The sequence below is a fragment of the Paenibacillus soyae genome (assembly GCF_024623455.1).
GTDB lineage: Bacteria > Bacillota > Bacilli > Paenibacillales > Paenibacillaceae > Pristimantibacillus > Pristimantibacillus soyae.
Genome location: NZ_JANIPJ010000020.1, coordinates 1 through 20,630, shown reverse-complemented (window position 1 = coordinate 20,630; position 20,630 = coordinate 1). Strand labels below are relative to the sequence as shown.

13 protein-coding genes are annotated in these 20,630 nt (G+C 58.4%); 12 read left to right on the top strand and 1 reads right to left on the bottom strand.

Annotation, left to right across the window (positions count from 1 at the left end; translation table 11 throughout):
- Positions 1-4: 4 nt before the first annotated feature.
- From NQZ67_RS23225 to NQZ67_RS23205, 5 genes are read left to right on the top strand one after another with little or no spacing between them, the layout of a single operon-like run.
- Entirely contained in the window at positions 5-1,552 is a 1,548-nt protein-coding gene (locus NQZ67_RS23225; protein ID WP_257450644.1) for a phytoene desaturase family protein, read from the top strand.
- Positions 1,521-2,435, top strand: coding sequence for a phytoene/squalene synthase family protein (locus NQZ67_RS23220; RefSeq protein ID WP_257450642.1), 915 nt, complete (start codon positions 1,521-1,523; stop codon positions 2,433-2,435). Before NQZ67_RS23225 ends, NQZ67_RS23220 begins: the two co-directional genes overlap by 32 nt.
- Positions 2,432-3,931, top strand: coding sequence for a phytoene desaturase family protein (locus tag NQZ67_RS23215; RefSeq protein WP_257450639.1), 1,500 nt, complete (start codon positions 2,432-2,434; stop codon positions 3,929-3,931). The genes NQZ67_RS23220 and NQZ67_RS23215 overlap by 4 nt, the downstream gene beginning before the upstream one ends.
- A 23-nt stretch (positions 3,932-3,954) precedes the next feature.
- Positions 3,955-5,082 carry a glycosyltransferase family 2 protein gene (locus NQZ67_RS23210; RefSeq protein WP_257450636.1) on the top strand — a complete coding sequence of 376 codons (1,128 nt, stop codon included), beginning with the start codon at positions 3,955-3,957 and terminating at the stop codon, positions 5,080-5,082.
- A 17-nt stretch (positions 5,083-5,099) separates the two neighbouring features.
- Complete coding sequence (locus NQZ67_RS23205; RefSeq protein ID WP_257450634.1) at positions 5,100-5,624, top strand: glycosyl-4,4'-diaponeurosporenoate acyltransferase CrtO family protein; 525 nt, start codon at positions 5,100-5,102, stop codon at positions 5,622-5,624.
- Between the two features lie 82 nt (positions 5,625-5,706).
- Here the strand turns inward: NQZ67_RS23205 and NQZ67_RS23200 are convergent, their stop codons facing one another.
- Positions 5,707-10,677, bottom strand: a complete 4,971-nt coding sequence (locus NQZ67_RS23200) for an S-layer homology domain-containing protein (protein WP_257450631.1) — start codon at positions 10,675-10,677, stop codon at positions 5,707-5,709.
- 347 nt (positions 10,678-11,024) lie between these two features.
- Here NQZ67_RS23200 and NQZ67_RS23195 point away from each other — a divergent pair, with 347 nt between their 5' ends.
- The 7 genes from NQZ67_RS23195 to NQZ67_RS23165 all read left to right on the top strand — a co-directional run bounded on the left by NQZ67_RS23195 (position 11,025) and on the right by NQZ67_RS23165 (position 20,323).
- Entirely contained in the window at positions 11,025-13,373 is a 2,349-nt protein-coding gene (locus NQZ67_RS23195) for an AraC family transcriptional regulator (protein ID WP_257450629.1), read from the top strand.
- A 175-nt stretch (positions 13,374-13,548) separates the two neighbouring features.
- Positions 13,549-15,225 carry an extracellular solute-binding protein gene (locus tag NQZ67_RS23190; RefSeq protein ID WP_257450627.1) on the top strand — a complete coding sequence of 559 codons (1,677 nt, stop codon included), beginning with the start codon at positions 13,549-13,551 and terminating at the stop codon, positions 15,223-15,225.
- A 26-nt stretch (positions 15,226-15,251) separates the two neighbouring features.
- Positions 15,252-16,205: an ABC transporter permease gene (locus NQZ67_RS23185; RefSeq protein ID WP_257450625.1), complete on the top strand. Its 954-nt coding sequence runs from the start codon at positions 15,252-15,254 to the stop codon at positions 16,203-16,205.
- A 12-nt stretch (positions 16,206-16,217) separates the two neighbouring features.
- Complete coding sequence (locus NQZ67_RS23180) at positions 16,218-17,093, top strand: carbohydrate ABC transporter permease (RefSeq protein WP_257450623.1); 876 nt, start codon at positions 16,218-16,220, stop codon at positions 17,091-17,093.
- Between the two features lie 97 nt (positions 17,094-17,190).
- Positions 17,191-18,243, top strand: coding sequence for a glycoside hydrolase family 88 protein (locus tag NQZ67_RS23175; protein ID WP_257450769.1), 1,053 nt, complete (start codon positions 17,191-17,193; stop codon positions 18,241-18,243).
- 152 nt (positions 18,244-18,395) lie between these two features.
- Positions 18,396-19,364, top strand: coding sequence for a glycoside hydrolase family protein (locus tag NQZ67_RS23170; protein WP_257450621.1), 969 nt, complete (start codon positions 18,396-18,398; stop codon positions 19,362-19,364).
- Positions 19,365-19,489: 125 nt separating this feature from the next.
- Positions 19,490-20,323, top strand: coding sequence for a YitT family protein (locus NQZ67_RS23165; protein ID WP_371825351.1), 834 nt, complete (start codon positions 19,490-19,492; stop codon positions 20,321-20,323).
- Positions 20,324-20,630 lie beyond the last annotated feature (307 nt).

Here is a 20,630-nt window from a genome sequence, read left to right as displayed (position 1 = left end):
GACCATGAAGAGGCATAAGAAAGTGATTGTAATCGGAGCCGGCGTTGCGGGTCTGGCAAGCGCGATTCGTCTGCGGCATGCGGGTTACGAGGTGGAGCTGTTCGAGAAGGAACCGATCCCGGGAGGGAAGATGCATAGGCTGGAGAAGGACGGCTATCGCTTCGATATGGGGCCTACTCTGGTCATGATGCCCGAGCTGTACCGCGAAGTGTTCGAACTGGCCGGGCGCAACCCCGACGACTATATTCCGATGGAGAGGCTGGATCCGATCTATTCCGTCTTCTTCGGAAGCGGAGAGCGTGACAAGCATGAGATTTCGACCGACCTGGTGAAGCTGCTGGATACGCTGGAGGATATTAGCGACGAGGACGCGCAAGGCTTTCTGCAATATCTTCAGGTTATTTACAAACGTTTCCTGGTTGCCAAAAATCATTTTCTACAGCGGCCGTTCCGCAAGCGGTCGGACTTTTACAACCCATACATGCTCTGGCAAGGCATGAAGCTCCGAACGTTCGACACCGCCGACCGGTTCATCGGCAAGTACATCAAGAACGAGCGGCTGAAGCAGATGCTGAGCTTCCAGACCATGTATATCGGCATTTCCCCATATAACGGACCCTCCCTTTATTCCATTATTCCGATGATCGAGATGCTGTACGGGGTATGGTTCATCAAGGGAGGCATGCATACGATGGCCCGCTCGATGGAGCGTCTCTTCCTGGAGCTGGGGGGAGTGGTGCATTACAACGCGAACGTCGACGAAATCATGGTTCGCAACGGCGCGGCATGCGGCATCCGGATCGATAACCGCGAGCATGCCGCCGATTACGTCATGTGCAACGCCGATTTCCCCCACGCGATGAAGCATCTCGTACGCGACGTCAAGGCGAAGGGCAAGTATACGGACAAAAAAATCGACAGCCTCGATTACTCCTGCTCCTGTCTGGTCATGTATCTCGGCATGAACCGGAAATACGAGTCGGTCCGCACCGTGCATAATTTCTTTTTCCGGGATCATTTGAAAAAAAGCATCGGCGATATCTTCGAAGGGGAGCTCTTGCAGGATCCGTCCTTCTACGTGTACATCGCCTCGAAGCTGGACCCGTCGATGGCACCGGAAGGGAAGGACGGCTTGTATATTCTCATACCCGTCTCCGACCTGTCGACGGCGCGGTACGAATGGAACGAAGGGACGATTCGGCATTACCGCGGCAAGGTGCTGGACGCGCTGGAGCGAACGCCGGGGTTCGAGGGGGTAAGCGGGGATATCGTATCCGAGTCGTATATGACCCCGCTGGATTTCCGGGAGAAGTACAACGCCTACAACGGCGCGTGCTTCGGCCTGAGACCGACGCTTGCGCAAAGCAATCATCTTCGTCCGCAGAGCAAATCGCCCAGCTGCCGCAATCTGTATTTCACGGGGAGCTCCACCCATCCCGGAGCGGGAGTGCCTATCGTGCTGCTGTCGGCCAAGATCGCGTCGGATGAATTAATGCTGGATGATCGGGAGGTGCATGCCCATGAAGCTGTCTCTTTCTCTGCCGCTCCATAAGCCGGAGGGCCTCGAGGCGGATTACCGGTATTGCGAGGAAATTATCAAACAAAATTCGAGAAGCTTCTATTATGCCTTCCTGCAGCTTCCGAGGGAGAAGGCGAACGCCGTGTTCGCGATATACGCGTATTGCCGGTTGGCGGACGATGCGGTCGACCGGGGAGGGAGCAAGGAGGAAAGCCTGGACGCCCTCCATGTCCTGGAGCGTCAATTGCTGATGTTCGCGGAGGGCAGGGAGATCGATCATCCGCTTTGGAGGGCGCTGCGGGACGTGTTCACCCGTTACGACATGAGGCTGGAGCCGTTCTACGAGCAGCTTGTCGGGCAGAAGATGGATCTATTCTTCTCGGCGCCGGCCACCATGGATGAGCTGGAAACTTACAGCTATTACGTGGCGGGCTCCGTCGGTCTCATGCTGCTGCCGATCATCGCATCAGGGGCTGGACGCGATATGAAGCAAGCGGCCGTCCGGCTTGGCACGGCCATGCAGATTACGAACATACTTCGCGACGTGGGAGAGGACGCGGCGAGAGGACGAATCTATCTCCCTTCCGACTTATTGGCCTCCGAAGGTTACGGCGAAATCGAACTAAGGCGGTCGACGGTTGACGAGAGATTCATCCGGGTATGGGAGAAGCTGGCCCGGCGAGCGGAGAATTTGTACGACGCGTTCGTCGAGGACATTGCCGGCTTCGACGAGGACAGCCGGTTTCAGGTGCTCTTGTCGGCCCAAATCTACAGGGGCATTCTGAATGCGGTCCGCCAGAACGGCTACGATTGCTACACGAAGCGGAATGCCGTATCCAAGTTGGAGATGCGGAACCTGTACAATCGGGCCCAAAAACAGCTTTCGGCTATAAGCAAAGGAGAACGGTTGGGATGAAATCCGTCGCGGTGATCGGAGGCGGCCTCGGAGGGCTTTCGGCGGCGATTTCGCTCGCCCGGAGCGGCTATGAGGTCAGTCTCTATGAGAAGAACGTCCATTTGGGAGGCAAGCTGAACCGGCTGGAGCAGGATGGCTTCGGATTCGACCTCGGGCCGTCGATTTTGACCATGCCTCATATATTCGACAAGCTGTTCGTGTCAAGCAACCGCCGGATGGCCGATTATATCCGGATACAGAAGGTGGAGCATGAATGGCGCTCCTTCTTCCCGGACGGGACGGTGATCGATCTGTACGGCGATCTGGAGCGGATGGCCGAGAACAACCCTCATCTGGATGCCCGGGCGATGGCGGAGTACAAGGACTTCCTGGCCTATGCCCGGCGTCTGTACGAGGCGACGGACCGGGGTTATTTCTCCAAAGGCCTGGACACCTTCGCGGACATCGTCAAGGAGCATGGAGTTGTCGGAGCTATGAGGGAGTTCGACTTTTTCTCCACGATGTATGGCGCGATCCGGAAGCGGATAAGTCATCCCAGACTACGGGAGATGCTGGCTTATTTCATCAAATATGTCGGCTCGTCCCCGTACGATGCTCCTTCCGTGCTGAACATGATGATCTACATGCAGCATGCGCAGGGCATCTGGTACGTGCCGGGAGGCATGCATCGCATCGCGGAGGGAATGACGAGGCTGGCGAAGGAGCTCGGCGTCAAGCTGTATACGGGCCGCAAAGCGACGCAGCTCGTCCCGGGCGGCGGGAGCAGCATCCAGTGTCTCGTCCTGGAGGACGGCTCGATGATACGGGCGGATTATTACGTGTCGAACATGGAAGTGATTCCCGCATACGAGCAGCTGCTGGACGAGGAACCGGCCTTCATCCGAAAGCTGGAGAAGCGGTTCGAGCCGTCCAGCTCCGGCCTCGTGCTGCATCTGGGCGTCTCCGGCTCGTACCCGCAGCTCGCGCATCATAACTTCTTCTTCTCGGAGCGGCTGAAGGAGCAGATGAACAAGGTGTTCCGTCGGCATGAGCTGCCCGACGATCCGACGATTTATTTGGTGAACGTCAACAAGACGGATCCGTCGCAGGCGCCTCCCGGCCATGAGAACTTGAAAATATTGCCGCATATCCCTTATATCCAGGATGAGCCGTTCTCCGCCGAGGATTATGAAAGGTTGAGGGAACGGGTGCTCGTCAAGCTCGAGCGTATGGGATTGACCGATCTCCGCAGGCGAATCGTCACGGAGGATATGTGGACGCCTCATCATATCGAGGCCGCTTACGGCTCGCACCGCGGATCGATCTATGGCACGGTATCGGACCGCTCGAAAAATTACGGCTTCAAGCATCCGAAGCAAAGCGTTCGTTACGACAATCTGTATTTCGTCGGAGGGACGGTCAATCCCGGCGCGGGCATGCCCATGGTGACGCTAAGCGGGCAGCAGGTGCGGGACAAAATCGTGGAGAGGGATGCGAAGCTGGCCGAACATCGTTAAGAGGCAGCTGGAGGAGGGATGACGTGGCGAATTGGATATGGAGCGCGGGCTTCGTTATCGTGGCGTTGGGCGTCGCGTGCGGCTGGCTTATGTTATGTAGAATTGCGCGCGCGGGGGAGAAGGAGGCCGGATTGGGACGGGAAGACGTTCCCCGGATTTCCGTCATTATTCCGGCGCGGAACGAGGCGGGAAGAATCTTGCCGCTGCTGCAATCGCTTCGAATACAGAGCCTGAAGCCGGCCGAAATTATCGTGGTGGACGACGATTCGGTCGACCGGACGGCGGAGATCGCTGCAGGCTGCGGCGCCGCAGTCGTTCGGAAAGCGGAGCTCGGGGCAGGCTGGACGGGGAAGTCGGCCGCATGCTGGGAAGGGGCCAAGGCCGCGACGGGCGATTGGCTGCTCTTCCTTGATGCCGATACGCGACTGGTGCGTGCGGACAGCCTTCGTCGAATGGCGGACGTCTTCGCGCGCGAGGCGCAGGAGGCCGGCATTCTGTCGTTCCAGCCCTACCATTCGGTAAAGCGCGGCTATGAGCATCTGTCGGCGGTGTTCAACATCGTCGTGATGGCCGGAATGAACGTGTTCTCCGTCCTCGGCGGCCGGCTGACGGGGGCCGGCTCGTTCGGACCCTGCATCCTGACGAGAAGAGACGTCTACTTCGGCACGGGCGGCCATGCTGCTGTCAAGGAAGCGGTCATGGACGATCTGGCGCTCGGGGTGCTATATAGGCGGGCCGGGCATCCGGTCCGCTGCTTCGGCGGGAAGGGCTGCATCGATTTTCGCATGTATCCGGAGGGGCTGAGGCAGCTGACGGAAGGATGGACGAAAAGCTTCGGGACGGCTTCCCAATCGACGCATCCCCTCGTCATGGCGATGATCGTGACGTGGATGGCCGCCGGTTTGTCGACGCTTCCTTTGCTAGTTGGAGCCATTCTGCTATCCGGCCCGATTGCGGCTGCCGCGGTCGCCTGTGTCGTTTATATGCTTCAGTTGTTCGGGTTGGCGCGGCGAACGGGTAATTTCCGGTTTGCGTATTTTTTGGCTTATCCGGCGCTGCTGCTGTTTTTTTGCGCCTTGCACGGCTGGTCGCTCTACCTGGTCAACATTCGCCGCACGGTTCGATGGCGCGGCCGCGATATTCAAGTGTGACGGAGGCGGGGGGGCGAATGCGGATCATCGAGCTTTCCCATACGATAACGCTGCTCCTGGATATCGCGGCCTGGTTTGTCATTCACCTCGCGGTGTCCGTTCTCGCCTTGAGGCTGCCCGCGCGCCTGTTCGCGGAGGATAGCTTTCTCTATCGCATACGCGGCTGGGAAGACTCGGGCCGGCTTTGGCAGCGGCTTCTGCGAGTGAAGAGCTGGAAGCATCGGATTCCGGACGGTACGCTCATTCTGAAGAAGGGGTATAACAAGAGCAGGCTGTCAGGCACCGGCAAATCCGACCTTCTCCTCTTCGTCCGGGAATCGAGGCGGGCCGAGCTGACGCATTGGCTGTCGATGGCGCCGGCCCCGCTGTTTTTCCTCTGGAACCCTGCTTGGGCGGGGTGGCTGATGGTGTTGTATGCCGTGCTGTTCAACGCGCCGATCATCGTAGCACAGCGCTTTAATCGCCCGCGGTTCCGGCTGCTGGCGGAACGTATGGCTGGAGGCGGCCCAAGCCGGCAGGCTGGCGCGGCCGGCGATACCTAGTGGTTTCAATCTCCATATAAGCATGAAGCCGATGCAGCCTTTATCGCTTTAGATAAGGCTGCACCGGCTTACTTGTTTTTCCTTAACGATCCAGCATTCTTATCAACAAGGCCGCGGCTTCCGCTCTCGTGGCCGAGGCGGCAGGCTCGAGACGGCCATCGCCTCGTCCTTCGATGATGCCCATGGCGCAAGCCGAGGCTACGGCCGATTCCGCCCAGTCGGGAATGTCCGTTCCGTCTTCGAAAGGCGGCTGCGCAGCCGATTCGTTGCCGGGCGGCGGATAGGCCCGCAGCAGCATGACGATCATCTCGGCGCGATTCACCCTTTCGTTCGGCCGCAGCGTGCCGTCCTCGTACCCTTGCAGGATGCCCGCTTGCACCGCAGCCGCGATCGGACCGGCTGCCCAAGACGGAATATCGTTCGAATCCGCGAATAGGGCGGTCGGCTCGGCGGAGCCCAGCTTCTTCGCGCGTGTCAGCATGAGCGCGAATTGCAAGCGCGTTACCGGCTCATCGGGCCGGAAGCTTCCGTCAGGATAACCTGCGGCGAAGCCGCGGCGGGCTGCCTCGGCGATAGGATTGCGTCCCCAATGGCGCCCGGTGTCGGAGAACTCCGGCTGTTCCGTCGGCCTTGGGACGGGAGCAGGAGTCGGAGGCGGGGAAGGCTCCACGGGAGGAGGCGGACTCGGCGGACTCGGTGCGGGCACATAGCCGCCGCCGGGGGAGTGCCGCTTCGCCTCGATCGAGTACGTCTTCTGTTTGCCGGAAGGCATCCTTGCCTCGACGAGAATATAGCTCCCGTCCGCATCGATCGGCAGCGCTTCGCTAGCTTGGCCGCTCTCCACCGTCTGGCGCCGATAGCCATCGACGCTGACTTCGATGACCGTGCCGTCGCTAAGCGCGGTCGGCACGACCGTCACACTCGCCGCGCCGGAAGGAAGGGTTACCGCGTAATGCGGCGTTTCTTCCCGGAAGCCGATCGGAAGCTCCGCGCTGCCGGCTCTCAGCTCCAGCTTGCGAAGTCCCGGCTCGCCTTCAGGGGCGGGCGGGCGAGGACCCGCGTTCGGTCCGACATCGGCAGCCGTCAGCGGCAGTCTGGCCACTTGGGCGCCCGGGCTGTATTCATCGGCGCCGACGTCGAAGCCGCCGAACCGGAACTGGCCGTCCATGTCCTCGGTCGCGACATAAGGAGCCTTGGCGGCGTCGATGGCAGGACTGAAGGCTGATAACCGGACCAGCCGGTCGGCGCTTCGCACCAGCTTTAATTCCGTCTTCTCGAATCCTCCAGCTATCGCTAGATTGTTGGTCGGGACAGCCGTCCCTTCGATCAGATTACCGGCGTAGACCGGACGTTCATGCGCCGGCGCGCTTTGGACCGGACTCGTCTCGGAGAAGATCGTGCCGGCGTTGCTGAAGATCAAATTGTTGTACACTTTCGTGCCTACCGGCTGATACGTCCGGCCGCCCAGGCTGATCGCAGGCGTATTGTTGCCGACGTTCACGATCGTATTGTTGAAGATTTGCACGTTGTACGGCCGCCAGTGACCGCGAAGAAGCTCCGTCCTCGCTTCGGGCGGGAGACTGTTCAACTCGGCCGTCTGCTCCGGCGCTCCCCAGCGGACCGTCGGATTCGCGCTTCCGTCAGGACCCGCGTCATGCGTGCCGCCGTCCAGCCGGATGATCCGGTCGGTCAATCCTTCCATGTAGTTGTTGTATATTTTGTGATCGTTGCCGTAGATGCGGAAGCCGCTTAAGCCAGGCGTAACGCCATCGCCGAAGAAGAAGTTGCCGTAGAAGCTGTTCCGGTGCCCGTGCCGGGCGACGATGCCTCCGTAGCTACCCCGAATCGTGTTGTACCGGATGATGTTGTCGCTGCTCTTGACCGAGATGATCTCGTCTTCTCCGTTCACGCCTTCGAACAGATTGTATTGAATCGTCACGAAGCCGGACGACAGCGACAGACTGGATAATCCGAGGCGGATCGCCTCTAGGCCGTTGGTCACTCGCGGTCCGATGCCGTGGAAGCGATTGTATTCGATCACGTCGTATTGCGAGATGTTCTGCCCCGTATGTCCTGCCCCATCATAGATGACGACCGCGCCGAACCCTTTTTTCGGGCCGATGTCGTTGTAGGCTAGTCGGTTATGGCTGCTTTCTCCTTCGACCCGGATGTAATGGCGATGGGTTCCGTTGCTGGTCAGCAGCGACGTGTCCTCGTAAGGGGTCGGCCCCTCGTAGGCGTCGCCGCCGGCGCTGTCGAGAGCGCCAATCCGGCAGCTCCCCGGAACGTCGACCAGACAGGTCACCGTACCGACTAGAGGAGCCGTGAAACTGTACGGCTGACCGGTCTCGTTCAGGGCGAAGCTGTTGCGCACGATCGAAACGTGGCTCGAGCTCTGCAATTGCACGCCGGGGTGCACGCCGGTCCGCGACCGGTGCTCCAATCCACGCTGGACCAGCGTCTCGTTCCCCTCCGGCGTGCCGATGCCGCCTCGGAAGGAGAAGCCGGACACCTCTACATACGCCGAGTTCTCGATATGGAAGTAGCTGTTGCCGGCAATGACGGCTTCGTCCTGCTCGGCTGCCGTAATCCGGATGGGATAGGCCGCGGAGCCCGTTTTGTTCAGAACGACGAACGGTCCGTCCTGCTCGTACGTGCCGCTCTGAACCTCGATTACGGTACCGGGTACCGCGTCGTCTATCGCCTGCTGCAGCTGCTCCGCCGAGCTTACCCGCACGGTTGTCGGAACGGGCGGGGGGAGATCGTCTTCGTCCACATCGCCTGCCGCCGGCGGACCGTTCGGCTCCTCCGGCTCATGGACGACCGGTGCCTCGCCGACATACAACTGCGCCTCCATGAGGCTGTTCCAGCTGCCGGAGCTGCCGCTGGCGCTGTTGCCATAGCCGATGAGACGCCAATAGCGCGCCGGACCCGGGTTGTCGAGCACATACGGCTGCAGCACGGAATCCTCCGCTTGGAGCGCCCGGCTGCTTCGTCTTGGCAGCGCCACAATGCTTTCTTCGAACGAAGGATCGTTCGAAGCCCGGATTTCATAGCTGGACAGTCGATCTCTGGCGTTTAGGAACGCGAGCTTCAAGTAAGTGACGCTCAGCGGCTCGCCGAGGTCGAACTGAAGCCACTGGCCTTGTCCGGATGCCGACCAGCGGCTCTCCATGCCAGCCGCGTCTTCTCCCCAGACGCCGTCGACGACATTGGCCGGGACATAGCCCGTGCCCGGCTGCGAAGAGCTGGCCGTCACGGAGCCGGCCGGCAGTTCGAGCTTGCCGCTCTCGTCGACGGGAAGCCTTCGGATGATATCCAGATTGTAAGTATTACGAATCGTGTCGTCGCCTTCGTTCTTTAACTCGATGCTCAACTCGTTCACTCCTGTCGCAAGCGGGATGTCGTCCCCACCGGGCAACAGCGTCCGCTCCTTGTCGTAATGGCGGATATAGATATCGATTACGGCGTCCTGTGTGGCCGACTGAGCTTTCAGCCGGACGGATTCCGTCGTCTGCGGCACAACCGCCTCGTAGCCATCCGTCGTATTGGCATCGTAAGGCATGTTAAGCGCAATGACTTCCGTTCCGTCCCACAGGGTTAAGTCGGAAAGCTGCAGCCGAGGCTGCTGCTCCGCGAAGGTGAAGTAGCTGCCGTCCGCGAGCGCGGCTTCGGCTGCATAATACGTTTCTCCGCGTATGACGGCTTCCGTCAACGGATATTCTGCCGCATGCGAGAAATCGGCGTCATCGCTTGTCAGCAATAAGCCGCCAAGCGGAATCGCGCCGCGCGGAATGGCAATCTGCACGGGCCCGATCCCGCCCGTGTTCTGCGCTTTCCAGGTACGGCTCATCCGCGTGTACCCCGAGCCGTACGAGAGGGAAGGGCCCGTGTTGCCGTCGTCTCCCCATAATAAATACTGGCCGTCCGCGAGCTCCGCCCCGCCTGGCGTTCCGATCAGCGCTTGCGCGGAGTCCGCTCCTCCCAGGCTGCTGCGACTCTGCCGTTGATCCAGCGCGCCGGCCGCGTCGCGGCCGATGCCGGCTACGTTACGGCTATAGGCGGCATGGGCCTCGGCATCCCAGACCGGCACGGGGGCAGGTCCCGCGCTCAGATAGCTCCCTTCCGGCAAGGCAAGGCCGTATTTGATGGCCAGATAGGAATCGACCTGGCGCTTCTGCACGTCCGTCAGCGCTTCCGTGAAGACGATCATCTCGCTCATATAGCCGTTATAGCCCGAGCCGCCCGAGACGGCGGAGCCGAGCGACATCGCTCCGCCGGCCTGGCCGACGAACGGAAGGATCGGCGTATTCGATTGTCCGATGACTAGGCCGTCGCGGGTAGCGGATTGGTACGCGCCGGCATCCGCGGGAGCGGCATCGTGATGAAGACCCCACACGTTGTATTGATTCAAGAATACCTGATCTCCCGCCGATAACCGCTGATAGCCGGTGCCATCCGACTTCTTGCCGGAGTCCCATAGAACGGATCCCAGGCTGGCGCTGGTCGAGCCGCTCTTATGGGGGAGATGCGCGCTGAAGGCGCCTCCTGCCAGCGAATGGCTGAAGATCATGGAATTGTCGATTGAAGCTAGCCCGCCCGTAACCGTATAAACGCTAGCATGGCCGATCTCTTCGCCGTCTTCGAAAATGCCATCCGCATCCTGAAGAATGCTGCCTGCGCCCGATCGGACAAACTTCAGCGCCGGCTGATGGTTCAATTCCGGATGCGCGGCCTCATACATGGGCTTGTTCCGGCTGGCGATCGCCGGAAGGCTGCCGTCATTCACGAATCGATGACCATGGACGCTGCTATCCTGCCATGCCGTCACTTGCCCGCCCGCCAGCGCCACGTTATCCGCGTCGGCCTTCAGCCATAGCCGCAGCGCCGACGCGTCCACGCCTCCCGGCGTTCCCGTGGCTGCCGACAACGCGTCCGCCGCCGGCGGCGCCGGGACCGAGCCGGCCGCCAGCATTACCGCCAGCGCGATAGGGACGGCTTTGCCGAATAGCCGATTTCGCCTGCGAGTTTCGAATAGCTTGCTCAGAGCCAATTCAATTCCTCCTCGTCTCCGGAGCGCATGCGCCCGGCTTATTCAAGCGTTTCCGTTGCAGCCGGCTGCGCTCTTATCCCCTTTATAGAGAAAACGTTCGCCGCATGATAGCGTCAAAAACGAAAACCGCCTCCAAAATGCGCACTTTCGATCCGCAATTTCGAAACAGAGCCGCATTATTTTAAGTTTTCGATGGTTGTTTTGCTTTTTGACACTATGGAAAGCGGTCCTGAGTTCTACATAATGGTAAGGAGAATCGCGAATAAAGGAAAAGCCGCTCGGTGCGTCGAATCAAGTACCCGTATTCTTGACGATGACTTCTTCAATAGGGGCAAGGGGGCAGAACGATGGAGCAAATCCGAAGCCGATGGACAACCGATCTCAAGAAGAACGCGAAGGATCGCAGCGTATTCATGACCTGGCTGCTGTCCTATCTCTCCGTCCTGCTCGTGCCGATTCTCATCAGCGGAGTGATCTACGGAGCGACGCTCAGCGTCGTGAAGACCGAGATGAACCGGGCGAATCAATCGATTCTTCTGCAGATGGAGCAAGCGATAGATAATCAATTCAAAGGGATCGAAAGCCTAAGCGTCGAGGTCGGTCTCAATAGGCGCATATCGAATTTCATGACGATCGGCTCCGCGCTTTCCGATTCGGACCACTACGCGGTGTATCAAATCGCCAATGATCTTCGCGTATACGAAATCGCCAACGACTTTATCGAACGAATCTATGTCTATTATTTGAATAGCGATACGGTGCTCGCCCGAAATAATCGAATGGACAGCCGTTCCTTGTACGAGGAATTCCGATTCTCTGAGGACATGACGTACGAGGCGTTCATGGATTTTTTCGAGCCGACGTACATTAAGGGCTATCAATCGGCGGTGGTGCCCGAGGGCAAAGGGTGGAGGCCGGCCGTCTTGTTCGCGCAGTCGGTCCTGCCTTCCAACCCGGGACAGCCGGGCGCCGTCCTGCTGTTCATGATCGATCAGAGCAAGCTTCTCGGGCAGGCTTCCGTACCGGATGAAGGCATGATTCAAATTCTCGACGAACGGAACCGGTTAATCGCGACCACGGGTGATCCGCTGGCTCCCTCCATTGTGAAGTACGGAGATATGCCCCGGGAAACGGGCCAATTGGAGATTAACGGCGATGGAGGTTCCATCGTGGCTTCCTACACGACTTCAGCCATTACCGGGTGGAAGTACGTGATGACGCTGCCTGCGGCTGTGTACCATCAGAAGATGAACGTGGTCGAGCAGCTGACGATTGCCAGCATCCTGCTCTGCCTTGTCGTCGGCGGCGGCGTGACGATCTGGCTGCTCCGGCGCAATTACATGCCGATCCATGCGCTCATCCAAAGCCTGTCGTTCAAGGCGGGGGTCCCTTTCGACAAGGGCTCCAACGAATATTCCTATTTGACGAACGCGCTGAACAGCACGTTCCGCGAGAAAGAGAAGCTTCATTACAAGCTGAACGAACATAACAACACGCTGAGGTCCCATTTCCTTCAACGATTGCTTAAGGGCCAGCTGGACAGCCACGTTCCGCTGCGCGATGCGTTCGAGGCCCACGAGCTTCGATTCCCGTTCGGCGGCTATTCCGTCGTCTTGCTGCGCATCGACCATTTCGGGAAGTTTCACGGGGAAGACGGGGAGCGGGCGCGCAACCGGAGATTGTTGCTGTTCCTGATCGCCAACGTGGTGGAAGAGGTTGCGCGGCATTCCGCAAGCGCTTACGCAGTGGAACTGGACCAATCTCTGCTTGCTTGCATTGTCAATCAAAACCCGGTTACGCCGAAGGAGCATCGGAACCAGTTGGAACGGATCGCGGAGGAAACCATGGCGTTCATCTCCCATCATGCCCACGTGCAGTTAACGGCCGCGGCAAGCTCGCAGCAGGAAGGCGAATACGGAATTTTCCAGGCGTTCCATGAAGCGGCCGAAGCGATGGAGTATCGAATCGTGGCGGGGAGCGGCGGCGTCATTCATTATGCGGATCTGGGCGGCAGCGAAGGGCAGGGGGCGGCCCCGGGCTACTTCTACCCGCTGAACGCGGAGCAGCAGCTGATCGCCATCGTGCGCGAGGGCCAGCTGGAGAAGGCCGAAGCGTTCGCCTCGGAGCTGATCCGAAAGAACGTAACGGCGGAGCCATTCTCCTTCCATACCGCCAAATGTCTCATGTTCGATTTGATGGCAACGCTGCAGAAGGTAATCGGCGAAGTGCGTACGGCGAACAAACCGGATGCGCCGGACGGCGTGCGCGCGATCGAGAAGCTGATGCAATGCCAGACCGTTGGCGAGATGCGCGGCCAGCTCTTCGAGCTGCTGGGACTTCTATGCGCCTACATCAACGAGAACCGCGAATTCAGCAGCAACCCGTTGGTCGACAAGGTGATGAAATACGTCAATGATTATTACCAGGACGAGAATTTGAACATCTCCATGATCGGAGAAGCCTTCTCCATGACGCCTTCCTATATATCCAAGCTGTTCAAGGAGCATACGGGCGAGTCTCTCCTGGATTACATCAACAAGACGCGGCTTGCCGAGGCCAAATCGCTGCTTGCCGGCGAGAAGTACACCGTCGGCGAGATATCGCTTAAGGTCGGTTATAACGACGTCAACACGTTCCATCGCATCTTCAAAAAATTCGAAGGAGTCACGCCCGGTCGCTACAGAGAGATCAAGTAGCCTTCCGGGCTTTTCTATTCCGGAAAAGACGATGGATTCACGTTTTTACCGCTCTCCTTTTCGAGGAATTGCGGCTGATTTTACATTTTGACAATGGCTGGCGGCGCCGATTCGGCGCTACGATGAGAACGGGTTCACGAGGGCCCGGACCAGACGAATCGAACGGAGGGGCACAATGGCAAACAATCGAAAAGGAAGAAAGCTCGAATGGCTGAGGCTCGGGACGGGAATCATCCTGACGCTGTCGCTTATCCTCGCCGCATGCTCCAACAATGCAGGCACCGGCAATGGAAACGGAAACGGCAATACGGCGGAACCTACCCAAAATCCAGGCAATGCGGGAACCGGCGGCGAAGGGCAGAAGAACGAAGGGACGGAGGCGACCTACCCGCTGGACACGAAAGAGACGTTCTCGTACTGGGGCCCGATCAACGGCAATCTGGTTACGTTCGCGACCAATCTGGCGGAAGCGCCGATCGGCAAGGCGATCGCGGAAGCGACCGGCGTGAAGGTCGAGTACGTTCATCCGTCCGAAGGGCAATTGGAGGAGCAATTCAATTTGCTGATTGCCTCCAGCAAGCTGCCTGACGCGATGGAGTATACGTGGACCAGCTATCCCGGCGGTCCGGAGAAAGCGATCGCCGACGGCGTGATCATCCCGCTTAACGACCTGATCGAGGAGCACGCGCCGAAATTAAAGAAGCTGCTGGAGGCCGATCCGGAGCTTGACAAGATGGTGAAGACGGACAGCGGCCAATACTACGCCTTCCCGATGCTGCGCAACACGGAAGGGGTCGTCTTCCGGGGACCGATGCTTCGCAAAGACTGGCTCGATGAGCTGGGATTGGCGGTGCCCGTAACCGTGGACGACTGGCACGCGGTGTTGACCGCGTTCAAGGAGAAGAAGGGCGCGGCGGCGCCATTGACGGCGCAATACGCCAATAAGATGAACCTGCAGGACGCGTTCTACGGCGCGTACCGCACTTCGCAGGACTTCTATATCGACGACGAGGGCAAGGTTCGATACGGTCCGCTCGACCCGCAGTTCAAGGAGGTTATTGCCTTGTTCCGCCAGTGGTATTCGGAAGGTCTGATCGACAAGGACTTCCCGATCGTCGAACGCGACACGCTGGACAAACGGATGCTGAACGGCGAATCGGGCGCAACGGTGTTCCTGCTGGGCGGAGGAATGGGCAAGTGGCTCGAATCCGCCAAGGAGCAGACGCCGGGCTTCGATCTCGTGGCGGCTCCTTATCCCGTATTAAATGCGGGAGAGAGACCGTTCACCGGGCAGCGCGACTTCAAATATAACCCGAAAGCCAGCGTCTCGATCACGACGTCGGCCAAGAATCCGGAGCTGATCGCGAAGTGGCTGGATTACGCGTACGGAGAGCAAGGCGCCATGCTGTACAACTTCGGCATCGAAGGCGAAAGCTACACGCTGGAGAACGGAGTTCCGACGTTCACCGACGCGATCATGGCGAACGAGAAGTATACGTCGCAGCAGATGCTGTCGCAGTACACCATTCCGAACGGTCCCTACCCGATGCACGAGATGAAGACGACCAATACGTTCCCGCAGCAAGACGAGGCGGTCAAGGTTTGGTCGGAGACCGACGCCGCGAAGCATATTTTGCCCGCGTTCATAACGCCTACGGTGGACGAGAGCAAGAAGGTCGCGCAGACGATGACCGCGGTCAATACGTACATGGAGGAGATGTTCATCAAGTTCGTCATGGGCAGCGAGCCGCTCGACAAGTACGAGGGCTTCGTCAGGCAGCTGGAAGAGATGGGCGTTCGCGATGTCATCGCGATTTATCAAGGCGCCATGGATCGTTACAACAATAGATGACGGAATGGGCTAGGGAGGAGCAGAAGATGGCGCAAACGAAGCCGGGACATCGATCGTTCCCGCATGCCGGACATCTGCCGGCGCAAATTCTGAAGGATATCGTCAGGAACAAATATTTGTACGTCATGCTGACACCGGTGCTGGCCTATTTCCTTGTTTTTCAATACATTCCGATGTACGGCGCCATTATCGCGTTCAAGGAGTTTAACCCCAGGCTCGGAATTCACGGTAGCGCGTGGGTCGGACTCGAGCATTTCAAAGATTTTTTCGGCGGGATGTACTTCTGGAGAGTTCTCAAGAACACGCTCATGATCAGCTTGTACGATCTTGTCTTCGGGTTTCCCGCCCCGCTTGTGCTGGCCTTGCTGCTCAACGAAGTGAAAAATTCGTTATTTAAGCGAGCGGTGCAGACGGTTACGTATTTGCCGCATTTTATCTCGATCGTGGTTATTTGCGGCATTCTTAAGGACTTCACGAACAGCGACGGCGTCATTAACGATATCATCGCTTTCTTCGGCGGCGAGCGGATGACGATGCTGCTCGAACCGTCCTTATTCCGGACGATATTCGTCTCTTCGAACATCTGGCAGCATATCGGCTGGGGCACCATCATCTATTTGGCCGCGCTGTCCGCGATCGATCCCGAGCAGTATGAAGCCTGCAAGATCGACGGCGGCGGACGCTGGAAGCAGATGCTTCACGTCACGCTGCCCGGTCTGCTGCCCGTCATCGTTATTCTGCTCATCCTGGATATCGGCAGAATCATGAGCGTGGGCTTCGAGAAGATCATTCTGCTGTACAATCCGACAACCTATGTGACCGCGGACGTCATCTCGTCCTACGTGTACCGGATCGGTTTGCAGGATTTTCAGTTCAGCTTCAGCTCCGCCGTCGGACTGTTCAATTCCGTCATTAACTTCGCGCTTGTCATCGGCTCCAATTGGCTGAGCCGCAGGCTGAATAATACGAGCTTGTGGTAGAGGGAGGCACGCATGAAAACTAGCTTAAGCGAACGAATATTCCGGGCGGGCAACGCGATCGTTCTGACCGCGCTCATGATCGCGACCCTGTATCCGGTGCTGTACGTAGCCTTCGCTTCGTTCAGCGAGCCGGCGCTCATGATGGCGCACAAAGGCATCTTGTGGAAGCCGCTGGGCTTCTCGCTCGAAACGTACGAAGCGGTGTTCGGCAATCCGATGATTCTGCTCGGCTACCGCAACACGTTGTTTATCGTCATCGTCGGAGTGGCGCTCAACCTGCTGCTTACCTCTCTGGCCGCCTATTCGCTATCCCGCAAGTCGCTTCAATTCAAGCGTCCGATTACGCTGTTTATCGTTTTTACGATGTTTTTCAGCGGCGGGCTCATTCCGTTCTACCTGCTGGTCAGGGATCTCGGCATGACGAATACGCTCTGGGCGCTTATTGTCCCTACCGCCATAAGCGCGTTTAATCTGATCATTATGCGAACGTCGTTCGAGGCCGTGCCGGACGCGCTGGAAGAATCGGCCAAGATCGACGGAGCGAACGATTTCGGCATTTTGTTCCGCATCTATTTGCCCTTATGCAAGCCGGTGCTCGCGGTGGTCGGACTCTATTACGGGGTAAGCCACTGGAACTCGTGGTTCAACTCGATGATTTTCCTGCAGGATCGGTCCTTGTATCCGCTGCAGCTGATCCTTCGCGAAATCTTGATTATCGGCGACGCGAATTCGATGGCGGAGGGCGCGGGCCAGGACGAGATCGTCATATTGGGGGAGACGCTGAAATACGCCACGATCATGGTGGCGACGATTCCGATCCTCATGGTCTACCCGTTCCTGCAGAAGTATTTTGTCAAAGGCGCCCTGATCGGGGCTATCAAAGGCTGAAGAAGGAGTGGATCTCAAGGTGGGCAAACAACAAGCAACTCTTCCGGCATCCGAGCTGTCGGCTTGGTGGGATAAAGTTCAAACGAAGGTCGATCATATGATGCTGGCGGGCTGGACCGAGGCGCCTCATGCCTCGGCGGCGGGCCGCTACGACCAGATCAAGGTGGACCAGTGGATCTCGGGCTTCTGGCCGGGCATGCTGTGGATTCTGTACGACATGACCGGCGATGCCAAGTACCGCGAAGCGGCGGAGCCTTGGGACGAGCGCATGGAGCAATGCTACTTGCGGGAGAACCACTTCCATCACGATGTCGGGTTCCAGTTCCTCCCGACGTCCGTCATCCGCTACAAGCTGACCGGCGATCCGGACGCCCGGCGCCGGGGGCTGTTCGCGGCCAACTATTTGGCGGGGAGATACAATATCGCGGGACAGTTCCTCCGGGCATGGCCCCGCGACCAGACCGGCTGGTCGATTATCGACACGATGATGAACCTGCCGCTTCTGTTCTGGGCCAGCGAGGAGAGCGGGGACCCCCGGTTCCGGCATATCGCCAAGGCGCATGCGGACATGGTGCTGCGCACGTTCATCCGCGAGGACGGCTCCGTTCGCCATATCGTCGTGTTCGACCCGGAGACGGGCGAGGTCGAGCGCTATAACGGCGGCCAAGGCTTCTCGCCGGAGTCGTCCTGGTCAAGGGGGCAGGCTTGGGCGCTATATGGAATGAGCTGCGCATATCGCTTTACGGGGGAAACCCGATACTTGAACGCGGCCAAGCGGGTGGCCCATTATTTTCTCAGCGCGCTGCCGGACGACGACGTGGCGCATTGGGATTTCCGCGCCGCGGCGGACCTGAGCGGAGAGCCGCGGGACACGTCGGCGGCCAGCTGCGCGGCGTCCGGGCTGATCGACATTTCCGCGCAGGTGGCGCCGGAGGAGGCGGAGCTGTACCGTTCGGCCGCGGCGCGCATCATTCGCTCCTTGTCCCTGAACTACAGCACGCTCGACGAGCCGGAATACGAAGGCATTCTGCTCGGAGCAACCGGGCATAAGCCGGCGAATACGAACGTGAACGTGTCGCTGATCTACGGCGATTATTACTACGTCGAAGCTCTTGCGAAGAGCAGGGGATGGAGCGGGCATATTTTCTAACCGAGTTTGGACAGGGTACGCAAACGGGAGGCCGGAGGACGAGCGAGTCCCCCGGGCTTTCCTATTGACTGGGATGCTTATTTATTGGAAAAAGGCGGTGACCTTATATGCATAACCGAATGCTCCCGGCTCCTCGTGAAGGAGGATTTCGAATGGAAGGGTATTGGGTGTGGTGCGGCTCGGTCGTGCAAGGCGAGGATGGCCGATTCCACATGTTCGCCTCGCGCTGGGCTAAGAGTTTGCCCATGCACCCGGGGTGGATGGTGTCTTCGGAAATCGTGCGGGCGGATTCGGATACGCCCGAGGGTCCCTACGAGTTCCGTGAAACGGTGCTTCCGGCGAGAGGGGCGGAATATTGGGATGGACGCAGCACGCATAATCCTCATATCGTCAAACATAAGGACAAATATTTGCTCTATTACATGGGATCAACTCATCCGCTAAGCGACCCGGAGCCGGGCGGAAGCTTCGGATTGGAAGACCCTCGGTGCATCGTCGCCCGCTCGAACAAGCGGGTGGGTCTGGCGATGGCGGACAGCGTGTTCGGTCCATGGCACAGATTGGATGAGCCGATCCTGCCTGTTCGTCCCGGGCGATTCGACAGCTTCCTGACGTCGAACCCGGCTCCGTGCGTCCATCCGGACGGCTCCGTGCTGCTCATCTACAAAGCCAGGCGGTACGAAGGCTATCAGCATGGGCCCATGACGATCGGCGCGGCTTACGCGGAGCATTATGCGGGGCCGTATCGGGTAATCAGCGATATGCCGGTCTTCCCGCCGGACGCTTTCCATATCGAGGATCCCTTCATATGGAGAACTCCGGAGGGCTACGGCATGATCGCGAAGGATATGGAGGGCCATCTGTGCGGCGAGAAGCATGGCGGCATCCATGCTCTCTCGGCGGACGGGAAGGAGTGGAGGCTGCAAGATAATCCGCTCGCCTACTCCAGAACGGTGGCGTGGGACGACGGCACGGTACAGACGCTTGGCAATTTGGAACGGCCTTTCCTGCTCTTCCAGAATGGCCGGCCGACCCACTTATTCGCTGCCGTGTCGAATGGCCGGGACGGGTTCATGGATGCTACCGAAACCTGGAATATGGTGATTCCCTTGAAGGGGTAGGAGGAATTCCGGTTTGGAATCCGGTTATGGACGAACGGACTTTTCATGTATAATAATGGAGGTGAAAAAAAGGAGAAAAGAGGTTTTACATGAAAAAAAAGCACAAACAGCCGGAAGCCTGGGACATGATTCTCCGGGGGATCGCCGTCGTGATCGGCGCGTTCATTACGGCTTACGGTCTGGAAGCCGTCCTTATTCCTAACAGCGTGTCCGACGGCGGTGTGACGGGTCTTAGCATCGTAGGGTCGCAGTTGTTCGGATTGCCGCTCGGCCTTCTAATCGGAATTCTTAACATACCGTTCGTCTATCTGGGATACAAGCAAATCGGGAAAAGCTTCGCGATCTACTCCGTGCTCGGCATCGCCTCGCTGGCCATCGGGACGATCGTGATGCACCATATTCCCACGATTATCGAAGGCGATACGTTGCTCGTCACGGTCGTAGGCGGCATTATTATCGGCGTTGGCATGGGTCTCGCCTTGCGTAATGGCGGCGCGCTCGACGGAATTGATATGCTGGCGGTTCTGCTTTCCCGCAAGCTGCCGTTCGGAACAAGCGATATGATTCTATTCCTGAACGTATTCGTGTTCATCGTCGTGTCTTCCGTATTCGGCTTGCAGGGAGCCATCTTGTCGGGTATTGCATACTTCATCGCTTCCAAAGTGATCCATATCGTCGAAGAGGGCCTCAGCGGAGCCAAGACGTTCAAAATCATTACCAAGCATCCCGAAGCGATGATCGAGACGATTCGCGAGCGATTGGGCCGCGGCGCTACATACAGCGTGGTGCAAGGCGGTTATACGAACGAGCACTTCAAGGAAATCACTTGCGTCATTAACCGATTGGAAGAACGGAAAATGAAAGAAATTATTCTCGAGATCGACGAATCCGCTTTTATTATGGTGTACGATGTGGCAGAGGTAAAAGGCGGAAACTTCAAGAAAAAAGATATTCACTAAACGTCGAAAAGAAACCGCGTCCAGCAGGGCACAGCGCGCCCGCGGACGTGTTTTTTTTTGCGGCTGACCAATTAACATGCCTTGTTCCGAGCGAATAGACGTTTCTGGCACGCTTATTTGCTCCAAACCGCCTTGTTCCGAGCGAATAAAGGTTTCTGGCACGCTTATTCGCACCGACCTGGATGATGTACAGTAAGTTGTGTACCAAGTTTTGGTCCTTTCCAAAACAAAAAAAAGTAGGGTATCCTCGGGATTGCTGAGATCACCAAGAGGAGGACCCTACTCAATGACTACTATACCCGAAAAT